At 66.8% G+C, this 14,555-nt stretch carries 12 protein-coding genes; all 12 read right to left on the reverse strand.

Features of this window, described 5'->3' with window-relative positions; genetic code table 11:
• Positions 1 to 200: 200 nt before the first annotated feature.
• Positions 201 to 1,052, reverse strand: coding sequence for a CoA ester lyase (locus ABV408_RS07160; RefSeq protein WP_353981761.1), 852 nt, complete (start codon positions 1,050 to 1,052; stop codon positions 201 to 203).
• 52 nt (positions 1,053 to 1,104) lie between these two features.
• Complete coding sequence (locus ABV408_RS07165; protein ID WP_353981763.1) at positions 1,105 to 2,301, reverse strand: CaiB/BaiF CoA-transferase family protein; 1,197 nt, start codon at positions 2,299 to 2,301, stop codon at positions 1,105 to 1,107.
• Between the two features lie 59 nt (positions 2,302 to 2,360).
• On the reverse strand, positions 2,361 to 3,527 hold the full coding sequence (locus tag ABV408_RS07170) for an acyl-CoA dehydrogenase family protein (RefSeq protein ID WP_353981764.1): 1,167 nt from the start codon (positions 3,525 to 3,527) through the stop codon (positions 2,361 to 2,363).
• Positions 3,524 to 4,381 (reverse strand): itaconyl-CoA hydratase, encoded by an 858-nt coding sequence (locus tag ABV408_RS07175; protein ID WP_353981765.1) that lies wholly within the window; start codon positions 4,379 to 4,381, stop codon positions 3,524 to 3,526. Before ABV408_RS07175 ends, ABV408_RS07170 begins: the two co-directional genes overlap by 4 nt.
• A 131-nt stretch (positions 4,382 to 4,512) precedes the next feature.
• Complete coding sequence (locus ABV408_RS07180; RefSeq protein ID WP_035469427.1) at positions 4,513 to 5,064, reverse strand: cupin domain-containing protein; 552 nt, start codon at positions 5,062 to 5,064, stop codon at positions 4,513 to 4,515.
• A gap of 197 nt (positions 5,065 to 5,261) precedes the next feature.
• The gene (tssH, locus tag ABV408_RS07185; protein WP_353981766.1) at positions 5,262 to 7,922 is read right to left on the reverse strand and encodes a type VI secretion system ATPase TssH; all 2,661 of its coding nucleotides are present in this window, start codon (positions 7,920 to 7,922) and stop codon (positions 5,262 to 5,264) included.
• Complete coding sequence (tssG, locus tag ABV408_RS07190; RefSeq protein WP_353981767.1) at positions 7,919 to 8,995, reverse strand: type VI secretion system baseplate subunit TssG; 1,077 nt, start codon at positions 8,993 to 8,995, stop codon at positions 7,919 to 7,921. The genes tssH and tssG overlap by 4 nt, the downstream gene beginning before the upstream one ends.
• The gene (gene tssF / locus ABV408_RS07195) at positions 8,959 to 10,794 is read right to left on the reverse strand and encodes a type VI secretion system baseplate subunit TssF (protein ID WP_353981769.1); all 1,836 of its coding nucleotides are present in this window, start codon (positions 10,792 to 10,794) and stop codon (positions 8,959 to 8,961) included. The genes tssG and tssF overlap by 37 nt, the downstream gene beginning before the upstream one ends.
• Entirely contained in the window at positions 10,794 to 11,276 is a 483-nt protein-coding gene (gene tssE, locus ABV408_RS07200; RefSeq protein ID WP_035469434.1) for a type VI secretion system baseplate subunit TssE, read from the reverse strand. The genes tssF and tssE overlap by 1 nt, the downstream gene beginning before the upstream one ends.
• 121 nt (positions 11,277 to 11,397) lie before the next feature.
• Positions 11,398 to 12,897, reverse strand: coding sequence for a type VI secretion system contractile sheath large subunit (gene tssC, locus ABV408_RS07205; RefSeq protein ID WP_035469437.1), 1,500 nt, complete (start codon positions 12,895 to 12,897; stop codon positions 11,398 to 11,400).
• Between the two features lie 12 nt (positions 12,898 to 12,909).
• Positions 12,910 to 13,443, reverse strand: coding sequence for a type VI secretion system contractile sheath small subunit (gene tssB, locus ABV408_RS07210; protein ID WP_035469440.1), 534 nt, complete (start codon positions 13,441 to 13,443; stop codon positions 12,910 to 12,912).
• A 133-nt stretch (positions 13,444 to 13,576) separates the two neighbouring features.
• Positions 13,577 to 14,332, reverse strand: coding sequence for a hypothetical protein (locus ABV408_RS07215; RefSeq protein WP_035469442.1), 756 nt, complete (start codon positions 14,330 to 14,332; stop codon positions 13,577 to 13,579).
• Positions 14,333 to 14,555 lie beyond the last annotated feature (223 nt).

Raw genomic sequence — 14,555 nt, forward strand, 5'->3', positions numbered from 1 at the left:
GGCGGGCAAAAAAGGCCGCGATCGTCACACAGCAGAGATTGGGGTGACGTTCGAGGTCGCTCAGGGAAAAGATGGGCGGTTGACACAAGTTAACGCGCTGTCACCGGTGGAGAGAGCGCGTCTGAGGGTGAGTCAGCCGCCTCTCTCCGTTCACTTCCGTGGCCCGCTTGCGCTGCACTATCTTCCGTGGTTCTGCGCCGTCAGCCGTGCTCGGCGGCGCGGGCCAGCAGCCGCCGGGCGCGCTCCACCACCGGGGCGTCGATCATGGCGCCGTCGACCTGGGCGGCGTCGTCGCCCTGGGCCGCTGCCGTCATCACCCGCCGTGCCCAGTCGAGGGTGTCCGGAGACGGCGCCAGCCCGCGATGGACTGGAGCGATCTGCGCCGGATGAATGCACAGCATGCCGCCGAAGCCCATGCCCGCGGCACGGCGGGCGACCCGCTCGACGCGTGCCGGATCGCCGAACGCCGGCAGCACCGTCTCCAGCGGTGGCGCCAGCCCGGCCAGGCGCGAGTGGAGCACGAGCTGGTAGCGGGTCTGGTCGAGCAACATCTCGCCGCCCTCGGTGTCCGGCTCGCTGCCCAGGTCGACGCTCAGGTCCAGGGCGCCGAAGCTGAGCCGTTCGACACCTGCCACCCGGCTCAGCGCGGCGAGTGCCGCCAGCCCCGCCGCGCTCTCGATCAGCGGGAGCAGAGGCTGCCCGAGGCTGGCCGCCTGGATGAGCGATTCGGGGGTCTCGGCCTTGGGGATCACCAGTCCGACGATGCCCGGGAGGTCGCCACACAGCGCCAGGTCGGCGGCGAAGTCGGCGCTCTCCGGGGCGTTGACGCGCACCCATACGCGCGCTTGCGGCAGCGCCGCCAGCGCCTCGCGCAGAGCGCGGCGCGCGTCCGCCTTGGCGGCACCGGCGACAGCATCCTCGAGATCGACGATCACAGCGTCAGCGCCGCTCGCCAGTGCCTTGGGAATGCGCTCCGGGCGATTGGCGGGCACGAACAGCGCCGAGCGCAGGCCGGGTCGGGAGCGCGGGTCGGCATCAGGGCGAGAGGGCATCGGTGTCTCCGGCAAGGGGAATGAATCAAAATCGCGTAGGCTCGAGGTGCACTCAGATCGTACCGCGTTCGCGCAGCATCGCCAGCGTCTCGGCATCGTAGCCGAGCCCGGCGAGGATGGTGTCGGTGTGCTCGCCCAGCGCCGGAACTGCCGCCATGCGTGCAGTGTAGGCGCTGTTGCGCCCCGGTGGCAGCAGCGCCGGCAGCGGGCCGCTGGGGCTTGGCACCTCGCGCCAGGCGTTGCGGGCGGCGAGCTGGGGATGCTGCCACACGCCGGCCATGTCGTTGACGTGGGCGTTGGCGATCTGCGCCGCATCCAGACGTGCGATCACTTCGGCCGCGCTCAGCTCGGCGAACACCGCCTCGATGATCGTGCGCAGGGCCTCGCGGTGCTGCGAGCGCCTGGCATTGGCGTCGAAGCGCGCATCCGTGGCCAGCTCGGGGCGGCATAGCACCTGGTCGCAGAACAGTTGCCACTCGCGCTCGTTCTGCAGCCCCAGCATCACCGTGCCGCCGTCGCCGGCGGGAAAGGGACCGTAGGGATAGATGGTCGAATGGGAAGCGCCGGCCCGGGGCGGCGGTGGGGCACCGTCGTAGGCGTAGTAGAGCGGATAGCCCATCCACTCGACCAGGCTCTCGAGCATCGAGACCTCGATCCGCGAGCCCTCGCCGCTGCGCCCGCGCAGCAGCAGGGCGTTGAGAATGCTGGTGTAGGCGTACATGCCGGCGGCGATGTCGGCCACCGAGCAGCCCGCCTTGGCCAGCGCGTCCGGCGCCGGCCCCCCGGTCACCGAGAGAAAGCCCGCCTCGCTCTGAATCAGCAGATCGTAGGCTTTCTTGCTGGCGTAGGGCCCGCCTTCGCCGTAGCCGGAGATATCGCACACGATCAGCCCCGGGTAGCGCGTATGCAGGGTGTCGAAGTCGAGCCCCATGCGCGCCGCCGCCCCCGGCGCCAGGTTCTGCACCAGCACGTCGGTCTCGGCCAGCAGGGCATCGAGAATCGGCTGCGCCGCGGCTTGCTTGAGGTCGAGCGCCAGGCTCTCCTTGCCGCGGTTGGTCCACACAAAGTGTGACGAGAGCCCGGCGACACGGGTGTCGTAGCCGCGGGCGAAGTCACCCACGGCGGGGCGCTCGATCTTGATCACCCGGGCGCCCTGGTCGGCGAGCTGGCGGGTGCAGAAGGGCGCGGCGATGGCGTGTTCCAGACTCAGCACGGTGATGCCGTCGAGCGGGCGCGGGGCTTGGGTCATGGCGGTCTCCGATAGCGGATGGCTGATGCGGGATAGCGGGATCGATGCGAGCCGCGGCATCAGAACGAGCGCGGCAGCCCCAGCTGGTGCTCGGCGACGTAGGAAAGAATCAGATTGGTGGAGATCGGCGCGACCTGATAGAGCCGTGTCTCGCGGAACTTGCGCTCGATGTCGTACTCGGTGGCGAAGCCGAAACCACCGTGGGTCTGCAGGCAGACGTTGGCCGCCTCCCACGACGCTTTGGCCGCCAGGTACTTGGCCATATTGGCGCTGGCGCCGGCGGGCAGGCCGGTATCGAACGCCTGGCACGCCTGCCAGCGCATCAGATCGGCGGCCTCGACCTCGATGTGGGCCTCGGCGATGGGGAACTGCACCCCCTGGTTCTGGCCGATGGGGCGATCGAACACGACCCGCTCGCCGGCGTAGCGGCTGGCCTTGTCGATGAACCAGCGGCCATCGCCAATGCACTCCGCGGCGATCAGGGTACGTTCGGCATTGAGCCCGTCGAGGATATAGCGAAAGCCCTTGCCCTCTTCACCGATCAGGGTGTCGACGGGCAGTTCGAGGTCGTCGAAGAACAGCTCGTTGGTCTCGTGGCCCACCATATTGTCGATCGGCTGCACGCGCATACCCTGACCGATCGCCTGATGCAGGTCGACCAGGAAGATCGACATCCCATCGGCCTTGCGCTGGACCTCGGCGAGCGGCGTGGTACGCGCCAGCAGAATCATCAGATCGGAGTGCTGGACCCGCGAGATCCACACCTTCTGGCCGTTGACCACGTAGCGGTCGCCGCGTTTGACCGCGGTGGTCTTGATCTTGGTGGTGTCAGTGCCGGTGCTCGGCTCGGTGACGCCCATCGACTGCAGGCGCAGCTCGCCGCTGGCCAGGCGTGGCAGAATCGCCGCTTTCTGCGCCTCGCTGCCGTGCTTGAGCAGGGTCGCCATGTTGTACATCTGGCCGTGCACGAAGCCGGCATTTCCGCCGCAGCGATTGACCTCTTCCAGAATCACGCTGGCTTCCGCCAGGCCCAGGCCGGAGCCGCCATAGGCTTCGGGGATCATGGCGGCCAGCCAGCCGGCGCGGGTCAGCTCGTCGACGAACTGCTCGGGAAACCCTTGGCTTGCATCGATGGCACGCCAGTAGTCGCCGCCATAGGGCTTGCACAGGCTGCGCACGCCATCGCGAATGGCTTCCAGGGCGTCGTGGTCGATGGGTGACATCATGGGCGTACGGCCTCCGGGTCGGCAGGGGTGTCGAATTCGAGCGTGGCGCGCTGGGCCGGGCCGTCGGTATTGCCGGCGCTCAGCTCGGCCTGGCCGGCACCGACGAGTCGGCCGCCGACCTCGAAGGGGCGGTCGGCGAACAGCGGGCGCAGGCCGCGATAGCGCAGGCGGCGCGGTGTCGCCTCGGGGTGGACCTGGCTGAAGGCGTGCAGCAGCAGGGTGGCGATCAGCGGGCCGTGGACCACCAGACCGGGGTAACCCTCGGTGGCGGTGGCGTAGGGCCAGTCGTAGTGGATGCGGTGGCCGTTGAAGGTGGCCGCGGAGTAGCGGAACAGCAGTACCGGATCGGGCTGAACGGTCCGTGACCAGTCCGCTGGCGGCATCGGCTCCTCCAGCGCCAGCTTGGGGGCGCTGGGCTGGCGATAGACGATCCGCTGGGTCTCGCGGATCGCCACGCTGCCCGCCTGGTGGTATTCGTGCTCGACCGCGACGAACAGCAGCGAGCCGCTGCGCCCGGACTTCTCCTCGATCGATGCCACCCGTGAGTGGCGCTCGGCATCACAGGCCACCCGCAGGGGGCTGAGAAACTCGAGTTCGCCGCCGGCCCACATGCGCTGGCGGCCCTCGGCCGGCGGCAGGAAGCCGCCGCGGGTCGGGTGGCCGTCTGCGCCGATGCCCTCCGGCGGTGTCGGTAGTTGAAAGAAGGCCCAGTGCCACAGCGGCGGCAGCGCAGCTTGATCGGCGGGGCAGGGAGCGCCGAGGGTGGCCGCGAGGCGCGCGACCAGGGCGCTATCGAGGCGATCCCGGCACTGTTCGCGGCGCTCGAGCCAGGGAGCCAGTGGGTCTGTCGACATGAGAGGGTCCACGCACCAGAGGAGTGAGTGGGCTCAGCATGTCGTCTCCCGCCGGCGACGAGAATCTGGCATTGCGGACGGGGGCGTTCGGTTTTGCCGAATACGACTTTGGTCGGGCTCGTGACTCGGGGCTAGAACTGGCTCGCAGGGGTACAGCAACTCACCAGCCTGCACGGCTCGTCGCTGGCGTTGCGAAAGCGATGGGGCACGTGGGTATCGAAGTAGTAGGCGTCACCGGGGCAGAGCTCGCGTACCTGGGCGCCGATGGTGATCTCGATCCGCCCCTCCAGCACCACGCCGGCCTCCTCGCCGCGGTGGGCAATCATCTCGCGTCCGGTATCGGCGCCGGGCGGATAGGTCTCGATCATGAAGGAGAGAGCGCGATGCTCGCGATTGGCGCCGACCAGGCGGTAGATCACCGCGTTGGTGGCGACGTTGGGCAGCTCGTCGACGCTGTAGAAGACCTGATCGCGACTCTCCAGCTCGAAGGTGAAGAAGTCGCCGACGCTGATCGGGATGGCGTCGAGGATCTTCTTCAACGAGCTCACCGAGGGGCTGACCTTGCCCTGCTCGATCAGCGACAGGCTGGAGTGGGTGACGCCGCAGCGCTTGGCCAGCTCGCGTTGGGAAATGCCGCGCAGGTTGCGCAGGCTGCGCAGTCGGGGGCCGACATCGTCGGACATCGCGTTCTCCTTGGGGAGCCCGGCATTCGCTCGGGCGAGACACTCGGTGGCGACTGCAGCCTAGCGCCTGGCGCGGCGGCAGCAAACCCTTACAGGTGGGATTACCCATCGGCTGCGTTTGACATGCTGGGTGAGGAGGCGGCAGCGATGAGAGCCGCCGCCCGGAAATATAGGGCCTTCCGGGCGGCGGTGGCGAGTCAGCTCAGGTCGTAGGCGAACTCGCCCTGGTCGTCGAGGCTGATCGCCAGCCGCTCGATCGGCTCGCCCGCGGCCATGCGGTCGAGCACCTGGGCGGCGATGGTCGGCATCAGGCTGCCGGAGAGGATGTTGTCGATGTTGCGCGCGCCGCTGTCGCTGTCGGTGCAGCGGGCGGCGACGGCGTCGACGATCGCCGGGTCGTAGTCGAAGCGGGCCCGGTGGTTGTACTCGAAGCGCTGTTTGATGCGCTCGAGCTTGAGCCGCACGATGTTGTTGAGGATCTCTTTCTGCACCGGGTAGTAGGGGATGATGTTGAGACGCCCGAGGAAGGCCGGCTTGAAAACCGCGTTGAGCTGATCGCGCAGGCTCTCGACGATCGCCTCCGGTGCCGGCAGCTCGTCCGCGCCGAGGCACTGGCGCATGATGTCGTCGGTGCCGACGTTGGAGGTGAGCAGGATCACGGTGTTGCGGAAGTTGATCTCGCGTCCTTCGCCGTCGTCGAGCACGCCCTTGTCGAACACCTGGAAGAACAGCTCCAGCACGTCCGGGTGGGCCTTCTCCACTTCGTCCAGGAGGACCACGCTGTAGGGCTTGCGCCGCACCGCCTCGGTCAGCACGCCGCCCTCGCCATAGCCGACATAGCCCGGCGGCGAGCCCTTGAGGCTGGAGACGGTGTGCGCCTCCTGGTACTCCGACATGTTGATGGTGATGACGTTGCGCTCGCCGCCGTAGAGCACATCGGCCAGCGACAGCGCGGTCTCGGTCTTGCCCACCCCGCTGGGGCCGAGCAGCAGGAAGACCCCGATCGGCTTGTTGGGGTCCTCCATCCGCGCCCGCGAAATGGCGATGCGCTTGCCGATCTCGGCCAGGGCGTGATCCTGACCCAGCACGCGCTCGCCGAGCAGCTGGGGCAGCTCGCGTACGGTGGTGATCTCGTCGCGTAGCATCTTGCCCAGCGGAATGCCGGTCCAGTTGGAGATCACTTCGCCGATCACGTTGCCGTCGACATGGCCATGCACCAGCGCGTGCTCGCCCTGGACCTCGGCCAGCTCGCGGCGGGTGTCGCCGACCTGGCGGCTCAGGGCATCGACGTCGCCGGCCTGTTCACCCGCCTCGACCGCGCTGCGCTCGGTTTCCAGCGCCTTGAGCCGGGTCACGATCTCCTGCTCCCGCGACCAGCGCGCATCGAGATCGGCGATCTCGGCGCGGGTCGCTTCCAGGCGCTCGCCCAGGGCGGCGAGCGTCTCGGCATGGTCGCTGCCTTCACGCTGCTCGCGCTCGAGGATCGCGATCTCGCTCTCCAGGTTGTCGACCCGGCGGTGGGCGTCCTCCAGCGCCGCCGGCTGCGAGGATTGGGCCAGCGCGACCCGGGCGCAGGCGGTATCGAGCACGCTGACCGCCTTGTCCGGCAGCTGGCGCCCGGTGATGTAGCGGTGGGAGAGGCGCACCGCCTGGACGATGGCATCATCGAGGATGCTGACCTTGTGGTGGTCCTGCATGCGCTGATTGAGGCCGCGCAGCATGGCAATCGCCACCGGCTCGGCGGGCTCCTCGATCTTGACCACCTGGAAGCGCCGCGCCAGAGCGGCATCCTTTTCGAAGTACTTCTTGTACTCGGCCCAGGTGGTGGCGGCGATGGTACGCAGCTCACCGCGGGCCAGGGCCGGCTTGAGCAGGTTGGCGGCATCGCCCTGGCCGGCCTGACCGCCGCTGCCGATCAGGGTGTGGGCCTCGTCGATGAACAGGATGATCGGGTGCAGGCTGCGCTTGGTCTCCTCGATCACGTTCTTGAGCCGGTTCTCGAACTCCCCCTTGACCCCGGCGCCGGCCTGCAGCAGGCCCAGGTCGAGGGTACGCAGCTCGACCTGGGCGAGCGGCGGCGGCACGTCGCCGTTGACGATGCGCAGGGCCAGGCCCTCGACCACGGCGGTCTTGCCTACCCCGGCCTCGCCGGTGAGGATCGGGTTGTTCTGGCGCCGCCGGGTGAGGATGTCGACCATCTGGCGCACCTCCTCCTCGCGCCCCAGTACCGGATCGATACGCCCGGCGCGGGCATTGCCGGTCAGATCGATGGTGTACTGGTCGAGGGCCGGGGTCTTCGACTTGCCGCGCTTCTCGCCTTCGCCGCCGGCGGCATTGGCCGCAGGGCCGGCGGCGGCGTTCGCCTCGCCGAGCTCGCGCACGTGCTGATCTTCACTGCTGCCGCCGATCAGGTCGCTGAGGTGCGCCTGCAGGTCGTCGACCTGGATGCGTTCCAGCTCGCGCGCACCGTCGACGATCACCCGGCGCAGCTCGTCATCCTTGAGCAGCGCCAGCAGCAGGTAGCCGCTGCGGATCTGGGCTTCGCCGTGGTCGATCGAGGCGATCACCCAGGCGCGCTCGATCAGACGGGTGATCCGCGGCGAGAGTGCCGGCGTGCGCGTGTTGCCGGTCTTGAAGGTGGCGACCGTCTCCTCGAGCTGGCTCGCCAGGCGGTCGAGGGCGACATCGTAGTGGCGTGCGATACGCAGCACGTCGTTGTCGTCACTGTCGAGCAGCTTGAGCAGCAGGTGTTCGATGTCCACGTCGTACTGGCGCTCGGCCAGGCACAGCGCCGCGGCGCCCTCGGTGGCCTCGCGGCAGGGATCGTTGAGCTTGTCGAAGAGGGATTTGAGACTCACGCCGTGGCTCCATCGTAGGTGATTGCGAAGAGTGCATGTCCATGGGCGCTGGCTGGCCGCTCCGGCGGCTTGAGCCAGCCCAGCCGACCCAGCGCCAGGGCGCTGCCCTGGCCTATCTGGGGCGACGGTATCTGGTGCTTGTCGAGGATCAGCTCGATCTCGAAGTCGAGTTCGATGCCGGCATAGAAGCGCAGCAGCTTGACCAGCTGGCGGTGACGCTCGGTGCCCGGCAGCAGCTCACGGTAGGCGTCCAGGTCGAGGGGGCCGAAGCGCACGCGAAACGTGGACTGGTAGTCGCGCACCCGGGTGCCTGCCACGGCACTCTGGCCGAGGCGCGCGTTGGCCTGGCCCAGACGGGTGTACTGATCGGGGGCGAGACGAATCCAGCGCCCGCTGAAGGGCACTACCTGGCACGGCTGGCCGAAGGTGTAGGTCAGGATCGACTGCAGGTTGCCGACGTTGCGCGGGCGCTGGCTCCACAGGCCCGAGAACCAGCTGAACAGCTCGCGGCGCAGGGTGCCCGTCTGCTCCGGGCGGTCGAGCACCTGCGTCTGGGTGGTCGGGGTGAAGCCGACCAGATGCAAAAGCCAGTTCTCGAAATCGGCGCTGCCCTTGCGCTCGTACTCGATATGGAAGCGGTACTTCTGCCACGCCTCGTAGAACAGCGCCGTCATGCGGTGGGAGAAGAAGTCCATGAAGGCGTGGGCGGCGTCGTCGCGCTTCTCCATGTGGCGATTGATCAGCAGCTCGGTGTACGGCCTTGGCAGCACGCCGGAGGGGCCGACCAGCCCCATGAAGGTGATCTGGATCTCACTCAGCGGCTCGCCGCTTGCCGAGCGCAGCTTGGCGTTCTCGAACGACAGATCGCTGATCTCGCTGGGGGGGAAATTGAGCGAGAGCAGCGAGCGAAAGCGCAGCGGGTCCTGATGCGGCCGGTTCTCGGGGTCGATGCGTCCGGTGCGGCTGTAGTGCAGGCGCAGCAGACGCACGAGCTGGAAGAACCCGAAACGCCAGGGCTCCGCGCGCGCCTGGTCGATCAGACCAGGGGCTGAGTACCGGTTCTCGGCGGCCATTGGACGACTCGCTGTTCGCGCTGGCGTGAGCGCAGCGTGAGTTGGGTGAAGCTGTTGAGGCTGCAGTACTGACCGAAAAAGTGATCCAGCACCTTGCCGAACAGATAGATACCGCTACCGGTGAACTGGCTCTCGTCCAGCTCCAGGGTGATGCCGGTACCGCGCACGAACGCCGGGCGCGGGTGGCCGATGCGCGTCATCACCGGTTCGCTCGCGATCGCGGTGATCCCGTTGATCTGCTTGCGGATCGCCGAGGCCTGGCGGTAATTGTAGAGCGACAGCAGCTCCATCAGCGCCTCGCGGCCATCGCTGACCAGCGACAGATGATTGAGCGAGAGATGCGAAACCAGCCGCCAGATCACCCCTTTGCCCATGGGCGGGCGTACCGGCGAGGTCGGCTTGCGCAGGCAGCGGATCTGCTGCACCACCTGCTCGCGCTCCAGGGTGAAGTCGCCCTGCGGGTGGCCGAAGGTCATCAGCTGGGGCAGATCGCGGTTGCTGCAGGTGAGCCTGAGGCTCAGGGTGTCGCTGCTGCCGTCGAGCAGCTCCAGCTCGCGGTCGACCACCCGCAGGCGCATCTCGGTGCCCGGATCGCGGGCGTTCTCCGCGCCGACCCGGCGCGCGATCCAGTAGCTCTGACGCGCCTGCTTCTCGCTGTCACGAGGTTCGAAGAAGGGCAGGCAGGGGGCGACTTCATCGCGTGTCGCGGTACGGATCACCCGGGTCACCTCGTCGATCGAGACGATCTCGGTGGAGCGCGAGTGGCGCACGTCGGGCACTACCGGGTACTCGTGGCGGGTGTGGGTCAGCTTGATCGGCTCGGCCTGCTGCGAGAACAGGTTGACCACCGGCGTGCAGCCGAGGCGGAAGTTGTGCCGGCCCAGGGTCTGGGCCAGACGCGCCAGGCGCTCGTGCTGGTCGTAGTCGCGGAACAGGAAATGAATCTGGACCCGGGTCACCGGCTTGTCGGCCAGCGGCCGCGCCAGCCCCGAGAGATCGAAGAACAGGAACTTCTCGGGGAAGGTGAAGTATTCGTGCAGCAGGCGGTAGCCGATGAAGGAGCGCTCGGAGTAGTCGATCAGCCCCTCGTCCGGGCCGAAGCCGACCGGGGTGATGGCGTCCGGGGGCAGTCCGATCTCGCGGGTCTGGCCGCCCTCGACGAAGCTCACCGAGACCCGCGCGACGTTGTTGAACAGCATCTCGTAGAGCGGATGCATCAGGCTGCCTTCGCCATCCAGGAACAGCCGCAGGCGGTCGAGGCCGAGCTTGCCGAAATCGGTGTTGCCCAGTGTCTCCAGGCTCAGGCTCAGCTTGGCCACGTGGTCGTTGCCGTGGGCGTTGAACGAGGAGCGCTCCAGCCGGGTCAGCTCGGCGCCAGTCAGCGCCACCGGCCAGACATCGACCGGGTAACAGGTGCGGAAGCGGCACACGGCGTCCTCTACCGGGCGCGAGTGCAGCGCGGTATGCCGCGGCAAGTGGTAGCGCCCGGTGAGCGAGGTCTGGGGGCCGGGGTCGAATTCGACGATCGACAGCGACGGCGTCGGCCGCAGATAGTGCGGATAGAGCACGTCGAGAAACGCCTCGACGATCTCGGGGAAGTCGTCATCGAGCTTCTTGTGCACGCGCGCGCTCAGGAACGCGAACGACTCGATCATGCGCTCGGCGTGGGGATCTTCGCAGTAATCCCCCTCCAGCAGCAGGCGGGAGGCGATCTTGGGATAGCGCGTGGCGAACTCTTGCCCCAGAAAACGCAGGTGCGAGAGTTCCTTCTCGTAGTAGGGCAGCAGGTCGTCGAGCATTAGATCAGGTTCTGCACCTTGTATTGGCGGGTATTGACTTGCAATACGGCATCGAAGGCGACGCGCTGGCTGGCTTCGCTCAACGACAGCACGGCTTCGATGCGGAACTGCAGGATGCGGTCATGGGTGTCCTGGTTGAGCAGCTCCACGCGGACGCTGCTGAAACGCTTGTCGCCGTGCTCGATGGTGCGTTCGAGCTGGCGCTGGATCAGGCGTCGGTCTTCGGTGCTGCGCACGCCACGGCTGATGAAGTCAGGCAGGCCGTAGTCGAGCAGCGTGCCCTGCAGCCCCGGCCAGGCATCCAGCTCGCCGGCGATCAGCTCGCGGCGGGTATTCACCAGAAGCTCCAGGTCGCGTACCACCGAGGCCTTGTAAGCGCTCACCGAGCAGCGGTGCCCGGGCTGCGCTTCGGTGGTGTGCTGCGGCTCGTCGTCGAGTAGACGGTCGAGCAGCGTCGGGACCATCTGCATCGTGTCGCTCATGCCGGAACGCTCCCTGAGGGGGGTGAATGACCTTGGCGGGTGGATGACGTCGATCGCGCCGCCGCCGGAGCGGCGACGCGACTGACGCGCAGGTCGGGGCGGCGAGCCGCCCCGCTCGGACTCAAGAGCCGCGAGTCGACTGCGGCAGCTCGGAGACCAGGCGCAGCGACGCGGTCAGCTCGTCGAGCTGGTAGTGCGGACGCAGGAAGGTGACCGCCTTGTAGGCGCCCGGCTTGCCCGGCACCTCGGCGACCTCGACCCGCGCTTCACGCAGCGGGTACTTGGCCTTGGCTTCCTGGCCGGCGTTGTCGTCCAGCAGCACGTACTGCGACAGCCACTCGTTGAGGTAGTCCTCGACGTTCTGGCGCGAGGCGAAGCTGCCCACCTTGTCGCGCATGATCGCCTTCATGAAGTGGGCGATGCGCGAGGTGGCGAAGATGTACTGCAGCTGCGACGACAGGCGCGCGTTGGCGTTGGCGACGTCGGTGTTGTACTGCTTGGGCAGCTGGGCCGACTGGGTGCCGAAGAAAGCGGCGTAGTCGGTGCCCTTGCAGTGCACCAGCGGAATGAAGCCGAGGTCGGAGAGCTCCTTCTCGCGGCGGTCGGTGATCGAGATCTCGGTGGGGCACTTCAGCGCCACCTCGCCGTCGTCGGTCTGGAAGGTGTGGGTCGGCAGGTCCTCGACCAGACCGCCGCCTTCGACCCCGCGGATCGCCACGCACCAGCCGTACTGGGAGAAGGCGTCGGTGACGCGGGCGCCCATGGTGTAGGCGGCGTTCATCCACAAGTACTTGTTGTGGTCGCGGCCGTCGACGTTCTCGGTGAAGTTGAACTCCTCCACCGGGGTGGTCTCTTCCCCGTAGGGCAGGCGACCCAGCACGTGGGGCAGGGTGAGGCCGACGTAGCGGGCATCTTCCGAATTGCGGAACGACTTCCACTTGGCGTACTCGACGGTGTCGAAGATCTTCGACAGGTCGCGCGGGCCGGTCATGTCGGTGAACGAGTCCCAGCCGAACAGCTCCGGCGAGGCCGAGGAGATGAACGGGGCGTGGGCCGCGGCGGCGACGTGCGAGACCTGCTCCAGCAGGTACATGTCCTGCGGGTGACGGCCGAACTCGTAGTCACCGATCAGCATGCCGTAGGGGGCGCCACCGAAGGTGCCGTACTCCTCCTCGTAGATCTTCTTGAACAGCGCGCTCTGGTCGAACTCGGACGCCGACTTGAGATCCTTGACCAGATCCTTCTTCGACGCATTCAACATGTGGATCTTCATGTTGGTGCTGGTCTCGGACTGGTCGGTCAGGTACTTCAGCCCGCGCCAGGAGGCTTCCAGCTGCTGGAACTCGCTGGCGTGCATGATCTCGTTGAGCTGGTCGGAGAGCAGCGAGTCGATCTCGGCGATGCGCGAATCCAGCACCGCGATCAGATCCTTGCTCGGGGTCACCTCGCCCTCGAGCACCTGATGCACCAGCTCGTCGATCAGGTCACGGGTGCGGGTACGCTCGGTCTCCGAACGTGCCACGCGGCTCTCGGAGATGATGCTGTCGAGCAGCGAAGTCTCTGGAGCGAAGACCTCCTGGGTTTCGCTCTGGGGCTGGTTGTCGGTCTGATTCTCGGCCATGAGTGACTCCTGTTATTCCTTCTCGTCCTGCGGTTTGGCAGCGGCTTCGCGGCCGAGCTCTTCGCCCAGCGCCTTGAGCTTCTCGGTGTTCTGCAGCACATCCATCAACAGCTCTTCGAGCTTGTCGTTGCCGCCCATCTTGTTGCGCAGATCGGCGAGCTTGTTGCGCACGTCGAGCAGCTTGCGCAGCGGCTCCACCTGACGCACCACTTCCTGGGGCTCGAAATCTTCCATGCGCTTGAAGTTGAGCTCGACCGGCAGCTGCGAGCCGTCATTGGCCAGGGTGTTGTCGACGCGGTAGCTCAGGCGCGGCTTGACCCCTTTCATCACGCTGTCGAAGTTGTCGCGGTCGATATTGACGAACTTGCGATCCTTCAGTCGCGGCAGCGGCTCGAGCGGGTTGCCGGAGTAGTCGCCCATCACCCCGACCACGAACGGCAGCTCTTTCTTCTCGATGCTGTCGCCGATCTCGACGTCGTAGGTGAGGTGTACGCGGGGCGCTCTGACACGCGAGAGTTTGTGCTGGGTACTTTCGTTCTTGGCCATGAGGTCGTCCTCTTGTTGAGATGTCGAGTGTCCGGGTGACGAATGTCTTGGTGGCGATGTCGTTCAGTCGATGTCGTTCAGGCGATGTCGTGTTTTGGCAGTGCCGTCTCGGCGAGATCGACGGCGGCGCCGATCACTCTGCGCTGGCGGCCGCCAGCGCCTCGGTGAGCTGCTCGCGCAGACCGTCGCGCATCGCCTCGATCTCGGCGTCGGAGATCAGCTCCTCGAAGCTGCGGCTGCCCGAGATCTCGGTGCTGTGACGAATCACCGGGTCGCTCGGCAGCGTCGACGACACCGGCGAGCTGATGACGCAGAAGGGCAGGTCACCGAAATCGTCCAGGCACTGGAACCCCACCGGAAAGCGCAGCCCCTTGAACAGCCGCCCCAGGCCACCGGCACGGCTGAAACAGTGGAACAGCATCAGGTAGTGCACCACGAAACGGTGCAGCTCGGAGCCGCTGCGGTTGGGGTCGCCGACCACCTGGCGAAAGCGGCTGAGCTCGAACGAGCTGTAGCCCACCACCCAGCGGGTCGGGCTGGTGACGCGCACCCGCGTACCGTTGTCCAGGGTGTGGTCATACTCGAGCGGATAGAGCTCCGGGGTCGAGTTGATGATGTTGAGCGGCACTTCGAGCTCGTTCATCAGATTGAAGGGTCGCGCGCCGGCATGCTTGTCGAACAGCGTGCGGAACTCCTTGAAGTGATGCTGGGTCTCGCGACCGCTGCCGCGCGGTGCGCCCTGCAGATACTCGCCGAACAGCGGCTGCGGACGAACCAGCGGAGAGAGCGTGGCCAGATAGTCCGATGCCTGCGCCTTGAGCAGATCGGAAACCGCGCGCGTCTGTTTGCGCGAGCGGATGAAACTATCGACATCGAAAGACTGCGTCATGATCGATTCCTGGAACGGCTCGAGCGTTGCTCGGGAGTACCCCGGCGTCATCCATTATCACGTCGGTTAGGCACATTCGTTAATGCACTCGGCGCCCGGCATACGTCAACTTGCGAGGATGCCAGAAAACGCTATATGCGTGTATCGGAATGTACTGACGGTCTTTTACAGCGATCCGCCATGCATCTTGTAAGAGATCTCTTACAACGTGATGTAATCAAAC

The organism is Salinicola endophyticus (assembly GCF_040536835.1).
GTDB classification, from domain to species: domain Bacteria; phylum Pseudomonadota; class Gammaproteobacteria; order Pseudomonadales; family Halomonadaceae; genus Salinicola; species Salinicola endophyticus_A.

Coding starts and splice junctions, on each gene's coding strand:
- tssB (WP_035469440.1), bottom strand. CDS start 13,443: ATGGCCAAGAACGAAAGTACCCAGCACAAACTCTCGCGTGTCAGAGCG.
- tssG (WP_353981767.1), bottom strand. CDS start 8,995: ATGGCCGCCGAGAACCGGTACTCAGCCCCTGGTCTGATCGACCAGGCG.
- ABV408_RS07160 (WP_353981761.1), bottom strand. CDS start 1,052: ATGCCCTCTCGCCCTGATGCCGACCCGCGCTCCCGACCCGGCCTGCGC.
- tssC (WP_035469437.1), bottom strand. CDS start 12,897: ATGGCCGAGAATCAGACCGACAACCAGCCCCAGAGCGAAACCCAGGAG.
- ABV408_RS07170 (WP_353981764.1), bottom strand. CDS start 3,527: ATGATGTCACCCATCGACCACGACGCCCTGGAAGCCATTCGCGATGGC.
- ABV408_RS07175 (WP_353981765.1), bottom strand. CDS start 4,381: ATGTCGACAGACCCACTGGCTCCCTGGCTCGAGCGCCGCGAACAGTGC.
- ABV408_RS07180 (WP_035469427.1), bottom strand. CDS start 5,064: ATGTCCGACGATGTCGGCCCCCGACTGCGCAGCCTGCGCAACCTGCGC.
- ABV408_RS07215 (WP_035469442.1), bottom strand. CDS start 14,332: ATGACGCAGTCTTTCGATGTCGATAGTTTCATCCGCTCGCGCAAACAG.
- ABV408_RS07165 (WP_353981763.1), bottom strand. CDS start 2,301: ATGACCCAAGCCCCGCGCCCGCTCGACGGCATCACCGTGCTGAGTCTG.
- tssE (WP_035469434.1), bottom strand. CDS start 11,276: ATGAGCGACACGATGCAGATGGTCCCGACGCTGCTCGACCGTCTACTC.
- tssF (WP_353981769.1), bottom strand. CDS start 10,794: ATGCTCGACGACCTGCTGCCCTACTACGAGAAGGAACTCTCGCACCTG.